This window comes from Streptomyces sp. NPDC006235, assembly GCF_040613735.1.
In the GTDB taxonomy this organism is placed as follows: Bacteria; Actinomycetota; Actinomycetes; order Streptomycetales; family Streptomycetaceae; genus Streptomyces.
This window is the reverse complement of the sequence record NZ_JBEXSR010000019.1, coordinates 93,232-112,667: the sequence shown is the minus strand read 5'-3', so window position 1 is coordinate 112,667 and position 19,436 is coordinate 93,232. Positions and strand designations below refer to the sequence as shown.

Annotated in this window: 22 protein-coding genes; 11 read left to right on the top strand and 11 right to left on the bottom strand. The window is 70.8% G+C overall.

The genetic code is table 11. From position 1 onward, the window contains the following. Positions 1-47: 47 nt before the first annotated feature. The 3 genes from ABZ192_RS22865 (at position 48) to ABZ192_RS22855 (ending at position 4,594) form a co-directional block, all read left to right on the top strand. Positions 48-1,964: a DUF4012 domain-containing protein gene (locus ABZ192_RS22865; protein WP_356926292.1), complete on the top strand. Its 1,917-nt coding sequence runs from the start codon at positions 48-50 to the stop codon at positions 1,962-1,964. 121 nt (positions 1,965-2,085) lie between these two features. Next, positions 2,086-3,618 (top strand): polysaccharide biosynthesis tyrosine autokinase, encoded by a 1,533-nt coding sequence (locus tag ABZ192_RS22860; RefSeq protein ID WP_356926291.1) that lies wholly within the window; start codon positions 2,086-2,088, stop codon positions 3,616-3,618. An 82-nt stretch (positions 3,619-3,700) separates the two neighbouring features. After that, positions 3,701-4,594, top strand: coding sequence for a glutaminyl-peptide cyclotransferase (locus ABZ192_RS22855; RefSeq protein ID WP_356926290.1), 894 nt, complete (start codon positions 3,701-3,703; stop codon positions 4,592-4,594). 388 nt (positions 4,595-4,982) lie between these two features. Here the strand turns inward: ABZ192_RS22855 and ABZ192_RS22850 are convergent, their stop codons facing one another. Together ABZ192_RS22850 and ABZ192_RS22845 are read right to left on the bottom strand one after the other, a co-directional pair. Next, on the bottom strand, positions 4,983-5,801 hold the full coding sequence (locus ABZ192_RS22850) for an ABC transporter permease (RefSeq protein WP_356926289.1): 819 nt from the start codon (positions 5,799-5,801) through the stop codon (positions 4,983-4,985). Next, complete coding sequence (locus ABZ192_RS22845; RefSeq protein ID WP_356926288.1) at positions 5,798-6,757, bottom strand: ATP-binding cassette domain-containing protein; 960 nt, start codon at positions 6,755-6,757, stop codon at positions 5,798-5,800. Before ABZ192_RS22845 ends, ABZ192_RS22850 begins: the two co-directional genes overlap by 4 nt. Positions 6,758-6,866: 109 nt before the next feature. Between ABZ192_RS22845 and ABZ192_RS22840 the strand changes: the two genes are divergently transcribed. Then, positions 6,867-7,643: a TetR/AcrR family transcriptional regulator gene (locus tag ABZ192_RS22840; RefSeq protein ID WP_356926287.1), complete on the top strand. Its 777-nt coding sequence runs from the start codon at positions 6,867-6,869 to the stop codon at positions 7,641-7,643. A gap of 57 nt (positions 7,644-7,700) precedes the next feature. Here ABZ192_RS22840 and ABZ192_RS22835 read toward each other — a convergent pair whose 3' ends face one another. After that, entirely contained in the window at positions 7,701-8,225 is a 525-nt protein-coding gene (locus ABZ192_RS22835; protein WP_356926286.1) for a CGNR zinc finger domain-containing protein, read from the bottom strand. A 25-nt stretch (positions 8,226-8,250) separates the two neighbouring features. On the opposite strand from ABZ192_RS22835, the gene ABZ192_RS22830 reads away from it, so the two are divergent. Next, a complete protein-coding gene (locus ABZ192_RS22830; protein ID WP_356926285.1) occupies positions 8,251-8,457 on the top strand; it encodes a hypothetical protein in 207 nt (68 codons plus the stop codon). Between the two features lie 259 nt (positions 8,458-8,716). On the opposite strand, the gene ABZ192_RS22825 is transcribed toward ABZ192_RS22830, so the two are convergent. The 3 genes from ABZ192_RS22825 to ABZ192_RS22815 all read right to left on the bottom strand — a co-directional run bounded on the left by ABZ192_RS22825 (position 8,717) and on the right by ABZ192_RS22815 (position 10,421). Continuing rightward, positions 8,717-9,691 carry a WD40 repeat domain-containing protein gene (locus ABZ192_RS22825; RefSeq protein ID WP_356926284.1) on the bottom strand — a complete coding sequence of 325 codons (975 nt, stop codon included), beginning with the start codon at positions 9,689-9,691 and terminating at the stop codon, positions 8,717-8,719. Positions 9,692-9,768: 77 nt separating this feature from the next. After that, a complete protein-coding gene (locus tag ABZ192_RS22820) occupies positions 9,769-9,939 on the bottom strand; it encodes a hypothetical protein (RefSeq protein WP_356926283.1) in 171 nt (56 codons plus the stop codon). Between the two features lie 122 nt (positions 9,940-10,061). Beyond that, on the bottom strand, positions 10,062-10,421 hold the full coding sequence (locus tag ABZ192_RS22815) for a VOC family protein (protein ID WP_356926282.1): 360 nt from the start codon (positions 10,419-10,421) through the stop codon (positions 10,062-10,064). Between the two features lie 134 nt (positions 10,422-10,555). On the opposite strand from ABZ192_RS22815, the gene ABZ192_RS22810 reads away from it, so the two are divergent. After that, entirely contained in the window at positions 10,556-11,230 is a 675-nt protein-coding gene (locus tag ABZ192_RS22810) for a GDSL-type esterase/lipase family protein (RefSeq protein WP_356926281.1), read from the top strand. Here ABZ192_RS22810 and ABZ192_RS22805 read toward each other — a convergent pair. Continuing rightward, a complete protein-coding gene (locus ABZ192_RS22805; protein WP_356926280.1) occupies positions 11,218-11,967 on the bottom strand; it encodes an aminoglycoside adenylyltransferase family protein in 750 nt (249 codons plus the stop codon). The two genes, ABZ192_RS22810 and ABZ192_RS22805, sit on opposite strands and share 13 nt — an antisense overlap. A gap of 91 nt (positions 11,968-12,058) precedes the next feature. Between ABZ192_RS22805 and ABZ192_RS22800 the strand changes: the two genes are divergently transcribed. Next, positions 12,059-12,643, top strand: a complete 585-nt coding sequence (locus ABZ192_RS22800) for a Uma2 family endonuclease (RefSeq protein WP_356926279.1) — start codon at positions 12,059-12,061, stop codon at positions 12,641-12,643. Positions 12,644-12,943: 300 nt separating this feature from the next. Further along, entirely contained in the window at positions 12,944-13,936 is a 993-nt protein-coding gene (locus ABZ192_RS22795; RefSeq protein WP_356926278.1) for an aldo/keto reductase, read from the top strand. A 207-nt stretch (positions 13,937-14,143) separates the two neighbouring features. On the opposite strand, the gene thpR is transcribed toward ABZ192_RS22795, so the two are convergent. Continuing rightward, positions 14,144-14,716, bottom strand: coding sequence for an RNA 2',3'-cyclic phosphodiesterase (gene thpR / locus ABZ192_RS22790; protein WP_356926277.1), 573 nt, complete (start codon positions 14,714-14,716; stop codon positions 14,144-14,146). A 25-nt stretch (positions 14,717-14,741) separates the two neighbouring features. Here thpR and ABZ192_RS22785 point away from each other — a divergent pair, with 25 nt between their 5' ends. Further along, positions 14,742-15,263, top strand: coding sequence for a GNAT family N-acetyltransferase (locus tag ABZ192_RS22785; protein ID WP_356926276.1), 522 nt, complete (start codon positions 14,742-14,744; stop codon positions 15,261-15,263). Between the two features lie 30 nt (positions 15,264-15,293). Here ABZ192_RS22785 and ABZ192_RS22780 read toward each other — a convergent pair whose 3' ends face one another. Both ABZ192_RS22780 and ABZ192_RS22775 read right to left on the bottom strand, forming a co-directional pair. Next, positions 15,294-16,679 (bottom strand): MFS transporter, encoded by a 1,386-nt coding sequence (locus ABZ192_RS22780; RefSeq protein ID WP_356926275.1) that lies wholly within the window; start codon positions 16,677-16,679, stop codon positions 15,294-15,296. A gap of 27 nt (positions 16,680-16,706) precedes the next feature. Then, positions 16,707-17,144 carry a MarR family transcriptional regulator gene (locus ABZ192_RS22775; RefSeq protein ID WP_020273509.1) on the bottom strand — a complete coding sequence of 146 codons (438 nt, stop codon included), beginning with the start codon at positions 17,142-17,144 and terminating at the stop codon, positions 16,707-16,709. A 155-nt stretch (positions 17,145-17,299) separates the two neighbouring features. Between ABZ192_RS22775 and ABZ192_RS22770 the strand changes: the two genes are divergently transcribed. Continuing rightward, a complete protein-coding gene (locus ABZ192_RS22770; protein WP_356926274.1) occupies positions 17,300-17,545 on the top strand; it encodes a ribbon-helix-helix protein, CopG family in 246 nt (81 codons plus the stop codon). Here the strand turns inward: ABZ192_RS22770 and ABZ192_RS22765 are convergent. After that, complete coding sequence (locus ABZ192_RS22765; protein WP_356926273.1) at positions 17,515-18,966, bottom strand: NCS2 family permease; 1,452 nt, start codon at positions 18,964-18,966, stop codon at positions 17,515-17,517. The genes ABZ192_RS22770 and ABZ192_RS22765 overlap by 31 nt on opposite strands. A 117-nt stretch (positions 18,967-19,083) precedes the next feature. On the opposite strand from ABZ192_RS22765, the gene ABZ192_RS22760 reads away from it, so the two are divergent. Next, positions 19,084-19,386: a DUF2530 domain-containing protein gene (locus ABZ192_RS22760; protein ID WP_356926272.1), complete on the top strand. Its 303-nt coding sequence runs from the start codon at positions 19,084-19,086 to the stop codon at positions 19,384-19,386. The last annotated feature ends 50 nt before the right edge of the window (positions 19,387-19,436 follow it).

The following is a 19,436-nucleotide window of genomic DNA, read 5'->3' as shown; positions in this document are numbered from 1 at the left end:
GGGGCCACAGGCCCCAGCGAACGAGATCAGCCAGGGAGTGACATCACATGTCCGAGACTCGCCGGGGTGCGTCGCGGGTGCAGGAACCCCCGCTCGGTTCGGAGCGGGCCCGCTGGATTCGGCGCCGGTGGAAGGAGTGGGGCCCGCCCGTCGTCATCGTCCGCCGGCTGCGCGAGCGCCGCGTCCGGGTGCCGCTGTACGCCGTGGCCGGACTGCTCCTGGCCGGTGCCGTCTGGATCGCCGTCACCGGAGTGCTGGCCCGTAATGAGCTGCTGGCCGCCCAGCGGAGTCTGGAGGCACTGCGCCGGCAGCACCTCGCGCAGCCCGCAGCGGACCCGGCCACCGCGGCCGCCCCGCCGGCGAAGTCGACCGCGAGAGCGCGGGACGCGGTACGCGACGCCGCCGGCCACGCCGCCCGAGCGCATCGGCTCACGACCGGCCCCGCCTGGTTCCCGGCGGCCCATCTGCCCCTTCTCGGCGGTCCCGTCCGTACCGTACGCGGTGTCGCGGAGGCCTCCGACCGGCTGACCCACGACGTACTCTCCCCCTTGGCGCGCGCCGTCGCGGAGCTGGAATCCACCGGGACGGACGACGGAGGGCACCTGAACCTCTCCGCGCTGCGCCGTGTGGCTCCCCTTCTCGGGAAGGCCTCGCGCAGCGCTTCGGGGGTACGCGCCGATGTCGACGCCCTCCCGCGCGGCACCTGGCTGCCGACCGCCGACCGGGCGCGCACCCGGCTCGCCCGGCAGCTCGATCGGATCGCCCCTCTCACCCACGATGCCGCGGCGGCGGCCCGGTTGATGCCCCCGATGCTCGGAGCGGACGGACCGCGGCGGTATCTGGTGGTGTTCGAGAACACCGCCGAGGCTCGTGGCACGGGCGGGCTGCCCGGAGCCTTCGCGGTGCTCAGGGCGGACCGGGGCCGGCTCGGCTTCGAGCACTTCGGGAACGACACCGAACTGAGCGAGGCCTACGCGGACGTGGACCTGGGAGCGGAGTTCCACGGGCTCTACGGCCCCAGCGCCCCGACCCGGACCTGGGTGAACTCCAACATGAGCCCGCACTTCCCGTACGCGGCGCGGATCTGGGCCGCGGCGTGGCAGCGGCACAGTGGCCAGAGCGTGGACGGTGCCTTCGGCCTGGATCCAGGTGCGGTCTCCGGGCTGCTCGCCGCCTCCGGCCCTGCCCGGATGCGCGACGGGAGCGCCGTCACCGCCCACAACGTCGTGGATGTCAGCGAGCGCGCCAGCTACGCGCGCCATCCGAACTTCAGGCAGCGAAAGGCGTACTTCCTCGACGTGGCGCGTGCGGTGGCCGTCCGGCTGCTCGGCGCCTCGGCCGAACCCGCGCGCCGGACCGCCCTCTTCTCGGCACTGCACCGGCAGTTGGAAGAGGGACGGATCAAGGTGTGGAGTGGGCACGCGGCGGAGCAGCGTGAGCTCCTGGCGCGGTCGTTCGGCGGAGCGCTGCCCGGAAGATCCGTTCCGCTGGCCGGACTGGTCGTCAACAACGCGGCGGGTACGAAGCTCGACTACTACCTCGACCGCCGACTCGTGTGGGCACCGGGCCGGTGCGTGGATGGCCGGCGGGAGGTCACCGTGACCGTGCGCCTGACCAATCGGGCCCCGGTGTCGGGACTCCCGCCGTACGTCGTCCAGCGGGTGGACGACCCGCCCTACGACACCCGGCCGGGTGACAACCGCCTGCTGGTGTCCTACTACGCCAGCACGGAGGCCACCCTGTCCGGTGCCACCCTGGACGGCCGCCCCGCTCAGCTGAGTCACGGCGCCGAGCGGGGTCACCCGGTCTTCACCCTCGGCGTCGAGCTGCCCGCGGGCGCCACACGCACCCTCGTACTCCACTTGCTGGAGCGCCCTGAGGGCCGTTCTCCCTTCGTGCTGCGTCAGCCGCTGGTGCGTCCCCTGCACGCCAGGGTGCTCCCGAACGGTCCGTGCGGGGGCTGATCCGGTCCGGCCGACTCGGCGGAAGACGGTCACTCATGCACGTTTTCACCGCATATCACGGATACGATCACTCAGCCAACGAATGTCGTTATTGTCGCTCTCTGCACACCTTGGGATGGGTATGGATCTGTCCGACTATCTTCGATTCCTGGTCAGGCGCTGGCGCGCCATCGTGGCACTGGGTCTGCTGGGAACAGCGGTCGGCGCGTTCGTCACCCACACCATCACACCGCAGTACCGCGCCACCTCGACGCTCTTCGTGGCTCTGCAGGACTGGGACGACACGGTCAAGCTCAATCAGGGCAACACCTTCGCCCAGGCTCGCGTCCGCTCCTACGCGGAAGTGGCCACCAGCCCCCGGGTGACCGAACCGGTCATCGAGTTTCTGCGCCTGGACATGTCGCCCTCCCAACTGGCCCGGAAGATCTCCACGGAGGTACCGCTGGAAACGGTCCTCCTCAAGATCACCGTCACGGACACCCAGCCGTCCCGGGCGGCCCGGATCAGCGACGCGGTCGCCCACCGCTTCGCCGAGGTCATCGCCAGGATCGAACAACCGGAGGGCGCCCGGCACTCGCCCGTCCGGCTGAGCATCACCGAGCACGCCAGCAAGCCCAAGAAGCCGGCTTCCCCGAATCTGGTGCTCAACCTCGCACTCGGGCTCATGGCCGGTCTGGGCCTCGGCACCGGCCTGGCGGTCGCGCGGGAGTCGCTGGACACCTCGGTACGCAGCCGCGGCGACCTCACCCGGTGTCTCGCCGGCACCGGCGGAACGGCCGTACTCGGCAGCGTCGTCCTCGATCAGAGTGCCTCCCGGCACGCGGTGGCGACGGACGACGACACGTTCAGCCGGCGGGCGGAGGACTTCAGACGGCTGCGCACCAACCTGCGGTTCGTTGACATCGACGCTCCGCCCAAGGTCATCGCGGTGACCAGCGCAGTGCCCGCCGAGGGGAAGACGAGCATCTCGATCAACCTGGCGTCCTCCCTGGCCGAGTTCGGCTCCTCGGTCTGCCTGGTCGACGCGGACCTGCGGCGCCCCAGCGTGGCCAGTGCGCTCGGCCTGGTGCAGGACGCCGGTCTGACCACCGTGATGATCGGCCAGGCGAACGCCGAGGACGTGATGCAGTCGGCGGGCTCCTTCTCGGTGCTGGCCAGCGGGGTGCTGCCGCCGAACCCGGCGGAGATGCTGGGCTCGGCGCAGTTCCGCGCCGTGGTGCGCTCGCTCGCCGACAGGTTCGACCATGTGGTGATCGACACCGCGCCGGTACTCCCGGTGGCGGACACCCCGGCGATGTCCGCGGCGGTCGATGGCTACCTGCTGGCCGCCCGGTACGCGAAGACCTCCCGGGGCCAAGTCACCGATGCCGTGCGCGCCCTGCAGGACGTCGGTGCCACCGTGCTCGGCAGCGTCCTCAACATGGTGCCCGCGAAGCGCGACAGCGAGCAGTACGGCTACGGGTACGACTACCGGCCCAAGACCTCGGGACGCCGGAACCGGCTCCGGCTCCTGGCCCGGCTCACGCCCCGGCCACGGCTCCGGCTCCGCCGCCGCGGGAAACCGGCGACGATCGACACCTTCCCCGCGCCGGCCGTGCCGACGGCGAAGGACACCACCCCGGCGGCCGCCAACGAGGGGGGAGACCATCACTGAGCGAAGGGGGGACACCGCGGCCTGTCCGGGCCGTACGACCGGCCCGGGCCTGTCCGGGCAGGCGCCGCGTCGCCTGCCCGGCGTGCGCGGGTTCCGGGGACCCGGCGCGGCGGTTCGCCTCTCCCGGCCGACGGCCCGGTCCGCGCGGACGCGTGCGCTGCTGGCGCTGCCGGCCATCGCGGCCGCGGCCCTGGGAGGCGCGACACTGCTCACCTCGTGCCAGGCTGACGACGGCTCACCAGCGCGGGCGCAGGTCGCGGCCGGGCCTGCCACGGGGCCGGTCGAGCAACTCGGGGTCAGGGTCCTCGACGTCCTGCCCCACGACCCGAAGGCCTATACGCAGGGCCTCGAGATGGCCGGGCGAACCCTCTACGAGGGCACGGGCACGGCCGGTGAGTCGTCGATCCGCCGGGGCCCGCCCGGCCGGCGTCCCACCGTCCGTGTCGACCTGCCGGCACCGCTGTTCGGGGAGGGGGTCACCGTCCTCGGACCGACGCTGTGGCAGTTGACCTGGCGGGACCACATCGCGATCGAACGGGACGCCGCAACCCTGGCCGAACTGCGTCGTCTCCCCTACCCGGCGGAGGGCTGGGGCGTATGCCACCAGCCGGGGCGCGGGCGGCTGATCACCAGTGACGGTTCCGCCCGGCTGACCTTCCGGGACCCGCGCACGCTGGCCCCGGCCGGTGAACTCCTCGTCACTCTCCGAGGCCGTCCGGTGCCGCGGCTCAACGAGCTGGAATGCGTGGGCGACCGTGTCTACGCCAATGTCTGGCCCTCCGACCGGATCGTGCGCGTCGACACGGGCACCGGCGCGGTCACCGCTGAGATCGATGCCTCGGGGCTGCTGTCCCCGGAGGAGCAGCGGCCCGCCGAGGTGCTGAACGGCATCGCCGCCATCCCGGGCACCAATGAGTTCCTGCTCACCGGCAAGTGGTGGCCGAAGATGTTCCGGGTGGCTTTCGTCGCCAGGTGATCCGGTTCCCGTCCGGTCGGCCGGGCCGCTCGGAGTGGGCCGGGGGACGTCTCAGGGGTGCTCCGCTCATCCGCCGGTCGGTCGCGGCCGGTACGGTCCGAGGCGGTCTCACCCCTCTGCAGGCCACTGCGATGACCCACTGGCGGCCACGAGGTGTCCGGTGGGACATCCCCGGGCCCGCGCGGGCCGTACTGGGTACTTCGGCGCGGGCCGCCTCGGCCAAGGGGGGCGGCTTCCCGCTGCCGACCGAGGAGACGTCCCGCTCGCCACGTCCGCTTCCGCGGACGGTGAGCGGGATTCGTCTCGCTGACCGGCGGCAGGAGTCGTCCACGGGCGGGAAAAGTCCGCCCGATGGCGGGAAGCGACGCTCACCACACCGCCCCGGCACTCACCGGCTCAGCCTCCGGAACCGCCGGACCGCGAGCGGCAGGAAGATCGCCGTCAGGATCACCGGCCACACCACGGCCATCAGCAGCGCGTGCTGCTCGACCCAGGTGTCGCCGCCGACCGGCGTGCCGAACAGCTCGCGGGTCGCCGCCGCCGTGGAGGAGATCGGGTTCCAGACCGCCACCCAGCCCAGCCAGTCGGGCATCAGCTGCGGCGCGACGAAGATGCTGGAGATCATCGTCAGCGGGAAGGCGACCGCGAACAGGCCGCCCGCCGCCTCCGGGTTGGGCACGATCAGGCCGAGCCACACCCCGATCCAGATCAGCGCGAACCGCAGCCACAGCAGCAGCCCGAACGCGGCCAGGAAGCCGAGGCCCCCGTCCGGTCGCCAGCCCATGGCGAGCGCGGTGAGCATCATGATCGCCAACTCGGCGCAGGCGACGAGCAGATCGGTGACACCGCGTCCGGCCACCACGGCGGAGGACGCCATCGGCATGGAACGGAAGCGGTCGATGACACCCTTGGTGGAGTCGTACACCACGACGGTCGCCGTGTTGATGAAGCCGAACGCCATGGTCATCGCGAACATGCCCGGCATCAGGTAGTCGTTGTAGTCGCCGCCGCCCGGCACCTTCATGGCGCTGCCGAAGACATAGCCGTACAGCAGCACGGAGAGGATCGGGAAGCCCAGCTGCCAGGCGATGTTGACGGGCTGGCGCTGGTAGTGGGTCAGGCCGCGGCGGACGACGTTCCAGCAGTCGGCGAGCAGCCAGTAGGTCCGGCCGTGCGTGCTGGGCGAGTTCAGGTCGATGGCGCTCATGCCGCTGCCCCCTCCTCGGTCCGGTGTCCGGTCAGGCGCAGGAACACGTCGTCGAGGCTGGGCCTGCGCAGCCCGATGTCCTCGACGCGGACGCCCTCGTCCTGGAGGGTCCGCGCCACTTCGGTGAGCGCCGTGACCCGGTCGGTGACCGGGGCGTGCACCCGCAACTCGGTCTCGTCCGCCTCGGGTTCGCCGTCCGCGACCCGGGCGACGACCTTCACCACCCGCGGGATCTCGGCCCGTTCGGCGACCACGACCTCGATACGGTCCCCGCCGACCAGGCCCTTCAGCCCGTCCGGGGTGTCGTCGGCGATGGCCCGCCCCTGGTCGATGACGGTGATGCGGGAGGCGAGCCTGTCGGCCTCCTCCAGGTACTGCGTGGTGAGCAGCACGGTCGTGCCGCCCGCCACCAACGCCCGGACGGAGTCCCAGACTTCCCCCCGGCTACGGGGGTCGAGGCCGGTCGTCGGCTCGTCGAGGAAGAGGACGGCCGGGGCGAGGATCATCGACGCGGCGAGGTCGAGGCGGCGTCGCATGCCGCCGCTGTACTTGCCGACGCCCCGGTCGGCGGCGTCGGTCAGGTCGAACTGCTCCAGCAGTTCGGCCGCCCGGAGCCTGGCCCGCCTGCCGCCCAGGTGGAACAGCCGGCCGAACATCTCCAGGTTCTGGCGGCCGGTGAGGACCTCGTCGACCGCCGCGTACTGCCCGGTGAGCCCGATCCGGGCCCGCACCTCGCGCGCCTGCCGGGCCACGTCCAGGCCGGCGACCGTCGCCCTGCCCCCGTCCAGCCGGACCAGCGTGGACAGGATGCGGACGGCGGTGGTCTTGCCCGCCCCGTTCGGCCCGAGCAGGCCGTGCACCGTGCCCTCGCGTACTGCCAGGTCGAAGCCGTCCAGGGCGCGTTTCTCGCCGTACCGCTTCTCCAGCGCCTCGGCCCGCACCGCGTATCCGTCCATACCGCCCCTCCCCTGTCCTGCACCCTGCTTCGGCACCAAACTGAGTACAGCGTACCCGATTACGCGTACGCCGTACCCAGTTTTTTCCGGGGGACCTAAGCTGGGCTCCATGGAAAGCGGCACGAGCGGTACGGAGACCAGCGGCAGCGGCGACATCGCCCGCACCCTCGAACTGCTGTGGGACACCGGCCGGCGTCCCAGTCGCGGCCCCAAGCCGACCCTGACCCTGGACCGGATCGTGGAGGCGGCCGTCCAGGTCGCGGACGCGGAAGGCCTGGAAGGGCTCTCCATGCGCCGGGTCGCCGCCGAACTCGGCACCGGCACCATGTCGCTCTACCGGTACGTCCCCGGCAAGGGCGAGCTGCTCGACCTGATGCTGGACCGGGTCCAGCGCCCCTCGGAGGATCCGTCGGACCCGGGCGACGGCGGCTGGCGCGCCGCCCTGGAGGCCATGGCCCGCTCGATACTCGCCCTCTACCGCCGCCATCCCTGGCTGCTCCAGGTCAACCAGTCCCGCCCGATCCTCGGCCCGAGCGCCATGGACAGCATGGAGAAGGTCCTCGCCCGGATCCGGCCGATGGGGCTGACGGACCCCGAGCTGGTCTCCGCGATCATCATGATCGACGGGTACGTCGTCGGGGCCGCGCGCTCGCAGCTCTACCAACAGGAGGCGGAACGCCGGACGGGGCTGACGGACGCGGAGTTCTGGCAGGCGCAGGTGCCGGTGCTGGAGAAGGTCCTGGCCTCGGGCCGCTATCCGGTGATGGCGTCACTCTCCGAGGACACGTTCGGGCCGGACTTCGACCACTTCGGGTTCGGACTCCAGCGGATCCTGGACGGGTTGGAAGTACTCGTGGCGCAACGCCGGGGCGAGTCGGCCTCGTAGGCCGTCCTGGCAGCGATGTCGGGCCCGCGGGTCTCAGGGCGGGCTTACCGACGCCGCTTACCGACGTCGCTTGCGGTCGCGGTGCGCGGACACGTGGACCCGTGTGGCGCACAGGCGTGAGCAGTAGGCACGGCGGCCGTTGCGGGACACGTCGACGAAGACGACGCCGCAGCCCGGTGCCGAGCATCGCCCGAGACGGCAGGGATCGGTCTCGGTGAGGACCAGGGCGAGCCCTGCCGCGGTGGTGGCCCGCACGCGCGTGACGACGTCGGCGTTCTCGTCGGCGTAGTGCAGGTGCGGCGGCTGGCCGTCGTGGGTGGACACGTACGGGCGGGCCGCCGCATCGGTCAGCAGCCGGTTGACGGCATCGACCTGCTCCGGCGTGGTGGGGGCGGCGAACGCCTCCCACAGGAGCAGGCGCCAGTCCAGCAGCAGCTTCAGCTGCTGGTCGCTCACCTCGCAGCGCGCCACCCGGTGCTCGGCCAGCAGCGTCTCGACCGTGCGGGCATCGCACCGGTCGTCGAGGTTGGCCAGGGCCGCCGCCAGCAGGGCCGCGTTGCCGCCGTAAGCGTTGAAATGCATTTACCCATTGCATCACGCTCACGGTATGACTGCATGCCTCTTCCGCACCTTGTCGAAGCACTCGACCTCCCTGGGCTGGGTGCGCTACCAGCGCTGCGCCTGCGGCCACCTCCGTGTACTGCTGGCCGGGGACGTCCTCAAGGACGGGCCCACGCCGCCGCGCGGTCCCTCATCCGACGAGCCGGTGACGGCGCTCGCACGGGCAGCCGATGGCGGTGAACCGGCGTGCTAGGACACGCCCTGGGCGGCAGGCTCCGTGCTCGGCCCGGCGCCGGCCGGCGGTCCAGCGACCTGACGCTGTCATGCCGGGGCGACCGGTGCTTCCGTCCCTCCTCGGCGGCCTCTGTCCAGCCCGGCGTGCAGCCCACGGGGCGCAGGGAGTACGGCACGTCAGCCGGCGGCGAGGCCGCCGGACTCCTTGATGTGCTCGCGGACCAGGTGCGCGAGGACCGGCGGAATCGGCACCGGCTCCGGGAAAGCCGTCGCCCCGGTTACCTGCGCCGCCTCAGCCCGCGCAGACCGAGCAGGGCGACACAGACGACGGCCACGGCGATGGCGCCGGTCTTGAGATCGCCGCCGAGCCCGTCACCGTTGCCACCGTCGCCGCGCGCGGACGAACTCCCTTCCCCGGACGAGGATCCGGAGCCACCGGGCGCGTCCTGCCCCTCCACCGAGCTGTCGGCCCCCTCGGCGCCGTACATGAGCCGCGTCCCGTCGGCGGTGTAGGTGACGGACTCGCCCTGCCCGAGGAACGGCACGCCGAGCCGCTCCTTCCGCTTGATCTTCCCGCCGTTCCAGTCGTACGCGATTGCGCCGAAGTAGCTGCGTACGACGAGGTGTTCGCCGTCCGGGGAGAGCGTGGCGTCGGTGGCCTCCAGCTCGGGCACGGGGGCTACGGGCCGGAAGACGTTCGTGCCGGACGCGGAGAGCTCGGCGGGCCCCTCGTACAGGTGCCCGCCCTTCTCGTTCTTGTCGACGATGTAGACGCGGCCGGTCTTCGGGTGCACGACGAGGGACTCGGCGTCGCGGGCCCCGTCGGAGTACTTCACGACGTACTGCGTGGCCCGGATCGTCTGGTCCTTCAGCGTCTTCGGCTCGGGCAGCTCGTAGATCCACACGTGGGGCCAGCTGCCGCCGAGGTTGTCGCCGATGTCGCCGACGTAGATCCGGTTGCCCGGGCCGACGGAGATGGCCTCGACGTCCCGGGGCGTGCCGACGCCGGTGAGGGTCAGACGGGCGACGGTCTCGCCCGTCCTGCTGTCGACGGCGTAGATGTACGAGCCGTCGTCGCTGTCGTTGTGCGTCCAGTAGATGCCGGGGTGGAGCCGGGACGCGGCCAGACCGCTGGACTCGGTGATGCGCGGATCCTTGATCGTGAAGTCCTCGTCGCCGTCGGCGGCGGAGGCGGGCACGGCGAAGGCGCCCACGAGAAGGGCCGCGGCGAGGATGGCGAACGGTCGGCGCATGCCCTTAAGCCTGCCATCCCGCTGCGCGGTTCATCGCCGGTAACGGATCACGGGGAGAGCATCTGGAGTTCCGGTCCTCAGAAGGGCACGTCCAGACCGGCCTCTCGCAGCTTGAGCAGTGCTCTGCCCATGCATTCCGCGACCGTGGCTCCGTCGGCCCGCAGCCCTTCGGACAGCGGCCCACCACCGGCGGCGAAGGTCCACGCCGGCCGGCCTTCCCGCACGCGCTCCGCGTCGACCCGGATCATTGCCCCGACGCCCTGCTCACCGAGCCATTCCAGAATGAGCAGCGTCGCGTCTTCGACACCACGGTCCGGCTCCGGCTCGAGGTGACAACCGTCATTTCGAGGCGGGGCCTCACGTGGCAAGGTCAGGCCCCCTCAGGAGTGATCAGGCAGAAGGGATGGCCGACGGGGTCCTCGTAGACGCGGTAACCGACCGGCTTGTCCGAACCGTCCAGCAGCCTCGCACCGAGGGCGAGCACCTGGGCCTCAGCCGTATCGAGGTTCGCGACCATCACGTCGATGTGCATCTGCTGAGGGCGCGCGGAATCCTTCCACCGCGGCGCGCGAAAGTCGTCCACCCGCTGGAAGGCGACCACCGGGGTGCCCGCCGCGTTCTGGAGCACGACGAAGTCGCCGGTGTCCGCCTGCCGTGAGAGCGACAGCAGCTTCTCGTAGAAACCGGCGAGTTCATCCGGGTCGGGGCAGTCGATGACAACGGTGTACATGCGTCCGATCATCCGGCTCACTCTGCCACCGGCCTGGTTCCGAAGCAGCCGGAGCCCGAATGACCAACCCCCAACACACAGCGCGTGGCCCGACTCACACCCCGTCCGGCGTTCTGATCGTTCATGATGAGCGGATGCTCAGGTTCATGCCCGTCGGTGACTCCATGACGATCGGGAGCGCGGGTGAACACACGTGGCGCTACCGGATGTGGCAGCACCTGTGCCGTTCCTACGGCGGGCCCTTCACCCTCGTCGGTCCGCGCGAGACGCTGCACGACAAGTTCGCCGACGCCCCGACGTCGTACGCGTACGCCGACCCGGACTTCCCGCGGGCCCACCTGGCCGGCTGGGGCGAGGGGTGGCTGCACATGGCGCCGCTGATCGGCGAGGCCGTGCGGTCGTGCCGTGCGGATGTCCTCCTGGTCTCCCTCGGCCTGATCGACCTGGGCTTCTACACCAACGCCGAGCAGACCGCCGAGAACGTGAGGTCCTTCGCCGCCGAGGCCCGCGCGGCGAACCGGCGGGTGCGGATGGTGTGGCTGCCGGTGACCCCCAACGTGCGGGCCCAGTCCGACCCGGCCTTCGCCGCCGAGGTCGCCCGCTTCAACGAGCTGCTGGCGAAGACGGCCGCGGACCTCGACGAGCCCGGCTCGCCCGTCCTCCTCGCCTCGACCCCACCGTCCTACGACATCGACGCCGACACCTACGACGGCACCCACCCCAACGACAGCGGCGAGCACAAGATCGCGGCGGCCTTCGCCGAGGCGATGTACCAGGCCTGGGACCTGGGCGAGCCCTACGAGCAGTGACTCTCGGTGATCATCCGGGTCAGGAACTCGGCGCAGGGCCGGGGCGCCAGGTCGTCCCAGCACTCCGCCTCCTCCCCCAGGTAGACGTCCCGGGCGCGGGCGAGGGCGGGCCGGTGCTCGGTGGGGAGGCGGTCGAGCGCCCACACGGCTGCCGCGTCCTTCGAGCGGATGGTCCCGGTGGTGAGGGTGGTCCAGATCCGGGCGAGGGTGAGCAGCACGTTGCGGGTGTCGGAGTCCAGGTCGGCCATCAGCTCCGGCACGCCGGCGACGATGGCCCGCCTGAGGTCGTCGTGCGGCACGGAGTCGAGGAGCTCGGCGGGCGGCGGCCCGTGGAGCGGTGCGTCGGCGCGCAGGACCATCGTGAGGAGAGTCGCGAGGTCGGGGCTGGGTTCGGGGCCCGGGGTCATTCCGCGCTCGTAGTCGTCCCGTAGCCAGTCGCCGTAGAGGAAGTCGCAGGTGGGTGGGTAGCGCCAGGGCCGTACATCGTCCTGGACGACGACGATCAGCTCCACGTGCCGCCGCCCGTCCACGCCGGACACCTTGAGCAACTGATCGACCAGGGCCCGGCGTTGGGCGTGTGTCGTGGGCTCCCGTACGACAGCCAGGACGTCGATGTCACTGTGCGGGCGGAGGCCGCCGAGGGTGGCGGAGCCGTGCAGGTAGATGCCGAGGACGGCGTCGCCGAGGGTGGTGCGGAGGAGCTGGACGAGGTGGTCGGTGGCGGGCCGGTCTGGCATATGCGCCTCTTTCCGGTGTCCTGGTCACCGTGCGTATCGTTGTACTGCGCGGTCGCCCACGTCCATGGGGCGGTCGGGGAGGAGCGCCACGATGACCGTCCTTGAAGACAGGATCGAGATGGCCGAGGCAGACGACGAGCTGACTTTGGACGAGCTGTTCGAGTCGCTCGAGCGGACCACCCCCGAGGGTTACAAGGTCGAGATCGTCGAGGGGGCCATCTTCATGTCGCCGCAGCGTGACACGCACTGGGAGATCATCGCCGACATTTACGAGCAACTGCGTACCAAGTACCCGCGCAAGCGCGTGAAGTCGGACGTCCGTGTCGACTACCCGGGGCACCTCAACGGTTTCGCCTCCGACGTGACCCTCGTGGCCGAGGGGGCCGAGAAGAACGAGAAGGGCCTCTGGCGCTGCCAGGACATCGAGTTCGTGGCGGAAGTCATCTCGAAGGGCACGGCCCACAACGACTACGGTCCCAAGAAGACCGCCTACGCCCTCGCCGAAGTCCCCGTCTACCTCATCGCCGACCCCTACCAGGGCAAGTGCCACCTGTACTCCCAGCCCAAGGACGGCGAGTACCTCACGGAGACGACGGTCGCCTTCGGCGCGGGCGTCGACCTCACCGTCACGGACCTCGGCCTCGCCCTCAAGACCGACGAGTTCCCCCGCGACTGACGACGCCGCATCAGAAACCCATGGCGGCGCAGCTCGGTGATGTCAGCTCGTCCGGTTCCCCGGAGTCGGTGCGGGCCCGGGGCGGCCGTGCCGAGCCAGGGCGTGGCCGCCGCGGCGGTGCCGAGCGCGAGCACGGTGCGGCGGGTGGTGGATGACGCGGGAGCCCTCATGACCAGCACCGTGGGGGCGTGCGTCGCGCACTTCACTGCGGCTGTCACCCGGTTCGGAGCGGGGGCCTCCCCCGTTCAAGCTCAACGCGTGCTTGCTTGGAGCGCACTTCAAGACGTTGGCTTGGGCAGCATGAAGTACACGCAGCTCGGACGCACGGGACTCAAGGTCAGCCGGCTCGTCCTCGGCACCATGAACTTCGGCCCGCAGACCGACGAGGCCGACAGCCACGCCATCATGGACGCGGCGCTGGACGCGGGCATCAACTTCTTCGACACCGCCAACGTCTACGGCTGGGGCGAGAACAAGGGCCGCACCGAGAGCATCATCGGCACCTGGTTCGCCAAGGGCGAGGGGCGGCGCGACAAGGTCGTCCTCGCCACGAAGGTGTACGGCAACATGGGCGCCGACGGCCCGGCCTGGCCCAACCACGACAAGCTCTCCGCGGTCAACATCCGGCGGGCCGTGGACGCCAGCCTCAAGCGGCTCCAGACCGACTACATCGACGTCTACCAGTTCCACCACATCGACCGGAACACGCCCTTCGAGGAGATCTGGCAGGCGATCGACGTCCTGGTCCAGCAGGGCAAGATCCTCTACGTCGGGTCGTCGAACTTCCCCGGCTACAAGATCGCCCAGGCCAACGAGATCGCCGCCCGGCGGGGCGGGACCATCGGGCTGGTCAGCGAGCAGTGCCTGTACAACCTCGCGGAGCGGCGTGCCGAGATGGAGGTCATCCCGGCCGCGCAGGACTACGGCCTCGGCGTCATCCCCTGGTCGCCGCTGCACGGCGGTCTGCTGGGCGGTGTCCTCAAGAAGGAGGTCGAGGGCAGGCGCCGCGCCTCCGGCCGCGCGGCCGACGCGCTCAACGACCCCGCCACCCGCGCGCAGATCCAGTCCTACGAGGACCTGCTCGACAAGCACGGCATCGAGCCCGGCGAGGCCGCGCTGGCCTGGCTGCTCACCCGCCCCGGCGTGACCGGCCCGATCGTCGGCCCCCGCACGGCGGAGCAGCTCGCCTCCGCGGTCCGCGCGTCCGAGCTGGACCTGTCCGAGGAACTCCTGACGGGCCTGGACGAGATCTTCCCGGGCCCGGGGCCGAGCCCGGAAGCCTTCGCCTGGTAGTTCCCCAAGGGCGGACGACCTTCTTTTCAGGGGCGCGGGGAACTGCGCCACCAGCCCCCACCGGCCGGCAGCCGGAAGGCAGCCGGCCGCAGTTCCCCGGCCGCCGCCCTACCTCCCGAGCACGGAAGCCAAGGCGACGACGAGAAACATCAGCACGAGCACACCGGCCATGATCCGGTTCCGGGTCTTCGGGTCCACGCCCCGAGCCTAACCGGCGCCGCCGAGGGGCCAGCGGGCGACCGCCTCGTAGCGGGGCTGCTCGCCCGCGACCCCCGAGGTCGGCAGATTGCTCCGCACCAGCACCAGGTCCTCCACCGTCCAGGTCCGGCTCACGAACGCGTCCAGGGCCTCGACACAGGCCCGGACATCGGAGGCCCCCCGGCTACGGGCCACGGTGAGGTGCGGCTTGTACCGCCGGTGTTCCCCCATGGGCACCCCGGCCTTCCGCGCCGCCGCCTCCGCCCGCTCGGCCAGCAGCCGCAGGGTCGCCAGGTCTCCCTCCGCCCCGGCCCACAGGGCACGCCCGCGCCCGAACTGACCGCCGCCCCGCACGGCGAGCGGAAACGGATCGGTACGGCGGGCCGCACGCTCCAGCCTGGCCGACAGCTCCGGCAGGAGCCCGTCGTCGACCTCGCCGTAGAAAGCGAGGGTGAAGTGCCAGCCGGGGCGGCCGGTCCACCGCAGCCCGTCCGCCCCGGGCAGCTTGTGCAACGCGTCCACCACGGCACCGAGTTCGCGGATCACCCCGTCGGGGGGAAGCACGGCGGCGAAGAGTCTCATGGCTCCAGCCTGGCACCATGAGGCCATGGAGATCACCATCAGAGAAGGCGGTCCCGACGACATTCCCGCGATACTCGGCATGCTCGACAGCTGTGTGCAGTGGCTGGTCTCGCAGGGGCGCACGGGGCAGTGGGGGACGAGACCCCTGTCCCAGAACCCGAAGACGGTGGAGTCGGTCGGCCGGTACATGGACGAGGGCAGCGTGTTCATGGCCGATGCCGACGGCGTCCCCGCCGCCACCCTCACCCTCACCGACTCGCCCGGCGCCTACCTGTCCCACCTCGCGCAGCCCGGCGAGCCCGAGCGGTACATCCACTGGCTCGCCTCCGACCGCCGTTTCAAGGGCCACGGCGTGGGCAGCGCGCTCCTCACGCACGCCGCCGAGGTGACCCGGCGGGCAGGGGTGGGCCTGTTGCGGGTCGACTGTTACGCCGGCGACGACGGCAAGCTCGTCCGCTACTACGAGGCCAACGGCTTCACCCGGACCGAGGCCTTCACGGTCGGCGAGAACAGCTGGCCGGGCCAGCTGCTGGCCAGGAGGGTGTGAGCCTCCCGGCCGGACACGCGCCACGCCGCGCTACGCCGCCGGTGCCAGTTGCTCCTGCTGCTCCCGGGGAACGAACCGCACCCGTGGGTGGCCGTGGTGCCAGCCGACCGACAGGCGGAGGTTGCCGACGCGGGCCAGGATCAGGCCGATCACGGCCGCGGCGACGGCCGCGACGGCACCGCCGGCCGCGAGGCCGACCCGGGCGCCGTACGTGTCGGTGATCCAGCCGACGATCGGCGCGCCGACCGGGGAGCCGCCGAGGAAGACCATCATGTAGAGGGCCATGACACGGCCGCGCATGGCCGGGTCCGTGGACATCTGGATGCTGGTGTTCGTCGTGACGTTGACCGTCATGCCGAACAGGCCCAGCGGGACCATGAGCAGGGCGAACATCCACAGGGTGGGGGTGGTCGCCGCCAGTATCTCCAGCGTGCCGAAGACCAGGGCCGCCGCGATCAGCAGCCGCAGCCGGGCCGTGCCGCGCCGGGCGGCGAGCAGGGCGCCGGCGACGGAGCCGACCGCCATCAGCGTGTTGAACATGCTGTAGGCGCCCGCGCCCGCGTGGAACACGTCGTCCGCGAAGGCCGAGAGGTAGACGGGGAAGTTGAAGGCGAAGGTGCCGACGAACCCGACCAGGACGATCGGCCAGATCAGCTCCGGGCGGCCGGTGACGTACCGCACGCCTTCCCGCAGCTGCCCCTTGCCGCGCGGGGCGCGCTCGACGACGTGCAGTTCGCGGGCACGCATCAGCAGCAGGCCGGTGAGCGGCGCGATGAAGGACAGGCCGTTAAAGAGGAACGCGTAGCCGGTGCCGACGCCGGTGATCAGTATGCCCGCGACGGCCGGGCCGACCAGGCGGGCGGACTGGAAGTTCGCCGAGTTCAGGCTGACCGCGTTCTGCAGCTGCCCCGGGCCGACCAGCTCGGAGACGAAGGACTGCCGGGCCGGGTTGTCGACCACCGTGGCGAGACCGACCGCGAAGGCGGCGACGTACACGTGCCACACCTGGACGTGGCCGGTGAGGACGGCGGCGGCGAGGGCGAGGGCGGTGAGGGCCATCGCCGACTGGGTGACGAGCAGGGTGGGCCGCTTGCGCAGCCGGTCGACGAGGACACCGCCGTAGAGGCCGAAGAGCAGCATCGGCAGAAACTGCAGTGCCGTCGTTATGCCGACGGCCGCGGAGGAGCCGGTGAGGCTGAGGACCAGCCAGTCCTGGGCGATGCGCTGCATCCAGGTGCCGATATTGGAGACGACCTGTCCCATGAAGAACAGGCGGTAGTTCCTGACCTTCAGGGAGGAGAACATCGAGGACTTGCGGACCGGCCGGGTGGACTCGGAGGGGCGGGTGTCGGAGGTGGGCGGGGAGTCGTGGGGATCAGGTGCGGGGACGGAAGCTGCTCCGGGTCCCGAACTCAAAGGGTTCGCCTCCTTGCGACGTACGGCTTACAGATGCGCGAGTTTCTCCAGCACGGGGGCGGCTGCGCGCAGTTTCGCCCACTCGTCCTCGTCGAGGTTTTCCACCAATGTGGCCAGGAATGCGTTCCGCTTGCGGCGGCTCTCCTCGAGCATCGCCTCTGCCTGCTCGGTGCGCGTCACGACCTTCTGGCGCCGGTCCTCGGGGTGCGGCTCCAGACGGACCAGTCCCTTGGACTCCAGCAGCGCCACGATGCGGGTCATCGAGGGCGGCTGGACGTGCTCCTTGCGGGCGAGCTCGCCCGGGGTGGCCCTGCCGCACAGGGACAGGGTGCCGAGCACCGACATTTCGGTGGGGCTGAGCGACTCGTCGACCCGCTGGTGCTTGAGCCGACGGGACAGCCGCATCACGGCGGATCGGAGGGAGTTCACGGCGGCTACGTCGTCGCCATGGCTGAGGTCCGGCATGTTCTTTAGCGTAACTCATTACTCTCGCTAAGTACCACCCGGGGCACGCGTGAAGGCGCGTGACCCCGGCCACTGAACCGTGACATCACTCATATGGGTGATCCGGCCGCGGAAGAGGACACACCGGACCGAACGGTGCCGCGACCCTCATGGACATGGGGACCAGCGTGCTCAGCCTGCGAATAGACCACGAGCTGCTTGAGCGGCTCCGGCACCAAGCCGCGAAAAGAGGAATGAGCGTCCAGGACTATGTCGTCCGGACGCTCATTCGCGATGACTTCGACCAGCGTTTCCAGGCCGCCGTCGAGGAGACGGAGAGGTTCTACGGGTCACCCGGCTCGGGCGACGCGGACCAGGACCAGGACCAGGATCAGGTCAGACCCAGCGCCGGCATCAGGTAGTAGAACGCGAACACCGCCGCCACCGCGTACATCGCCGTCGGCACCTCCTTGCCCCGCCCGGCCGCCAGCCGCAGCACCACGAAGGTGACGAAGCCCATGCCGATGCCGTTGGTGATCGAGTACGTGAACGGCATCATCAGCATCGTCACGAAGGCCGGGATGGCGATCGTGTAGTCCGCCCAGTCGATCTCCCTGACCGAGCCGGCCAGGATCAGGAAGCCGACCGCGAGCAGGGCGGGGGTGGCCGCCTGGGACGGCACCATCGTGGCGACCGGCGTCAGGAAGAGGGCGGCGGCGAAGAGGCCGCCGGTGACGACGTTCGCGAGACCGGTCCGGGCGCCCTCGCCGACACCGGCCGTGGACTCGACGAAGGCGGTGGTCGCCGAGGAGGAGCTGGCACCGCCGGCGGCGACCGCGAGACCGTCGACGAACAGCACCTTGTTGATGCCGGGCATCTGCCCCTGCGCGTCGGTCAGCTTCGCCTCGTCCGAGACGCCCATGATCGTGCCCATCGCGTCGAAGAAGCACGACAGCAGCACGGTGAAGACGAACAGCACACCGGTCAGCACCCCGACCTTCTCGAAGCCGCCGAACAGGCTGACCTGCCCGACCAGCCCGAAGTCGGGACTGGCGACCGGGTTGCCGGGCCACTTCGGGGTGGTGAGACCCCAGCTCGGCACCTTGGCCACGGCCTCGATGACCACGGCCACGACGGTCATGGCGACGATCGAGATCAGGATCGCGCCGGAGACCTTGCGCACGATCAGGGCGAGCGTGAGCAGCACGCCCAGGACGAAGACCAGCACCGGCCAGCCGTTGAGATGGCCGTCACCGCCGAGCTGGAGCGGGACGGTGGTCTGGGCGGCGTCCGGGATACGGGAGACAAAACCGGCGTCGACGAGACCGATCAGCATGATGAACAGGCCGATGCCGATGGAGATGGCCTTGCGCAGCCCGTAGGGGACGGCGTTCATCACACGCTCGCGCAGCCCCGTGGCGACCAACAGCATGACCACGAACCCGGCGAGGACCACCATGCCCATCGCGTCCGGCCAGGACATGCGCGGGGCGAGCTGGAGGGCGACGACGGAGTTCACGCCGAGGCCGGCGGCGAGCGCGATCGGCACGTTGCCGATGACGCCCATGAGCAGGGTGGTGAGCGCGGCCGTGAGGGCCGTCGCGGTGACCAGCTGCCCGTTGTCGAGCTGGTGACCGTACATGTCCTTGGCGCTGCCGAGGATGATCGGGTTCAGCACGATGATGTAGGCCATCGCGAAGAAGGTGGCGAGGCCGCCCCGGACCTCGCGGGACAGCGTGCTGCCCCGCTCGGAGATCCGGAAGAAGCGGTCGAGTGCGCCGTACGTGGGCCCGGCTCCCGGCTGTTCAGGGGCGGGGACCTTGGCGGGAGCCGAGGAGGACATGTGTTTGGCGGTTCCTACGAAGAGAAGTGGTCAGACACAAACCGTTTCAGTATGAACATATAAGGCCGCGATCGCACATCTGCGCGCGTAGACCTGATCGCCTCGTAAGCTGTCCCCATGGCGAAATGGACCCCCAGACACGAGGCGCCGGAGCCCCTGGAGGGCCCCGTGGTCGCCACCGTCACCGGCGGCACGATCCTCTGGTTCGTCCTCTTCCTGGTCCAGCTCCCCTTCTACGGCTGGTTCGACGACCACGGCCACACGTGGTGGGTGTGGACCTGCCTGGCCGGCGGCGGTCTGGGGCTGATCGGCATCTGGTACGTCCGCAAGCGCGAGGCCGCGATCAAGCGGGCGGCGGCCCAGCACGAGGTGACGGCCACTCCGTCGGCCGGAGAGACGGCGACGCCTCCGGCCGAGTAGGCACGTTCCTGCCCGCTTCCCGGCGAGACAAGCAGCCGTCCCCTCCCTAG

Excerpts from the sequence above, each read along its gene's own strand:
- ABZ192_RS22795 (WP_356926278.1), top strand. The coding sequence starts at position 12,944 with ATGAAGTACACGCAGCTCGGACGCACGGGACTCAAGGTCAGCCGGCTC.
- ABZ192_RS22820 (WP_356926283.1), bottom strand. The coding sequence starts at position 9,939 with ATGATCCGGGTCGACGCGGAGCGCGTGCGGGAAGGCCGGCCGGCGTGG.
- ABZ192_RS22785 (WP_356926276.1), top strand. The coding sequence starts at position 14,742 with ATGGAGATCACCATCAGAGAAGGCGGTCCCGACGACATTCCCGCGATA.
- ABZ192_RS22770 (WP_356926274.1), top strand. The coding sequence starts at position 17,300 with ATGGGGACCAGCGTGCTCAGCCTGCGAATAGACCACGAGCTGCTTGAG.
- ABZ192_RS22810 (WP_356926281.1), top strand. The coding sequence starts at position 10,556 with ATGCTCAGGTTCATGCCCGTCGGTGACTCCATGACGATCGGGAGCGCG.
- ABZ192_RS22830 (WP_356926285.1), top strand. The coding sequence starts at position 8,251 with ATGACTGCATGCCTCTTCCGCACCTTGTCGAAGCACTCGACCTCCCTG.
- ABZ192_RS22850 (WP_356926289.1), bottom strand. The coding sequence starts at position 5,801 with ATGAGCGCCATCGACCTGAACTCGCCCAGCACGCACGGCCGGACCTAC.
- ABZ192_RS22860 (WP_356926291.1), top strand. The coding sequence starts at position 2,086 with ATGGATCTGTCCGACTATCTTCGATTCCTGGTCAGGCGCTGGCGCGCC.
- ABZ192_RS22835 (WP_356926286.1), bottom strand. The coding sequence starts at position 8,225 with ATGCATTTCAACGCTTACGGCGGCAACGCGGCCCTGCTGGCGGCGGCC.
- ABZ192_RS22815 (WP_356926282.1), bottom strand. The coding sequence starts at position 10,421 with ATGTACACCGTTGTCATCGACTGCCCCGACCCGGATGAACTCGCCGGT.
- ABZ192_RS22840 (WP_356926287.1), top strand. The coding sequence starts at position 6,867 with ATGGAAAGCGGCACGAGCGGTACGGAGACCAGCGGCAGCGGCGACATC.
- ABZ192_RS22765 (WP_356926273.1), bottom strand. The coding sequence starts at position 18,966 with ATGTCCTCCTCGGCTCCCGCCAAGGTCCCCGCCCCTGAACAGCCGGGA.
- ABZ192_RS22805 (WP_356926280.1), bottom strand. The coding sequence starts at position 11,967 with ATGCCAGACCGGCCCGCCACCGACCACCTCGTCCAGCTCCTCCGCACC.
- ABZ192_RS22800 (WP_356926279.1), top strand. The coding sequence starts at position 12,059 with ATGACCGTCCTTGAAGACAGGATCGAGATGGCCGAGGCAGACGACGAG.
- ABZ192_RS22825 (WP_356926284.1), bottom strand. The coding sequence starts at position 9,691 with ATGCGCCGACCGTTCGCCATCCTCGCCGCGGCCCTTCTCGTGGGCGCC.
- thpR (WP_356926277.1), bottom strand. The coding sequence starts at position 14,716 with ATGAGACTCTTCGCCGCCGTGCTTCCCCCCGACGGGGTGATCCGCGAA.
- ABZ192_RS22865 (WP_356926292.1), top strand. The coding sequence starts at position 48 with ATGTCCGAGACTCGCCGGGGTGCGTCGCGGGTGCAGGAACCCCCGCTC.
- ABZ192_RS22775 (WP_020273509.1), bottom strand. The coding sequence starts at position 17,144 with ATGCCGGACCTCAGCCATGGCGACGACGTAGCCGCCGTGAACTCCCTC.
- ABZ192_RS22760 (WP_356926272.1), top strand. The coding sequence starts at position 19,084 with ATGGCGAAATGGACCCCCAGACACGAGGCGCCGGAGCCCCTGGAGGGC.
- ABZ192_RS22845 (WP_356926288.1), bottom strand. The coding sequence starts at position 6,757 with ATGGACGGATACGCGGTGCGGGCCGAGGCGCTGGAGAAGCGGTACGGC.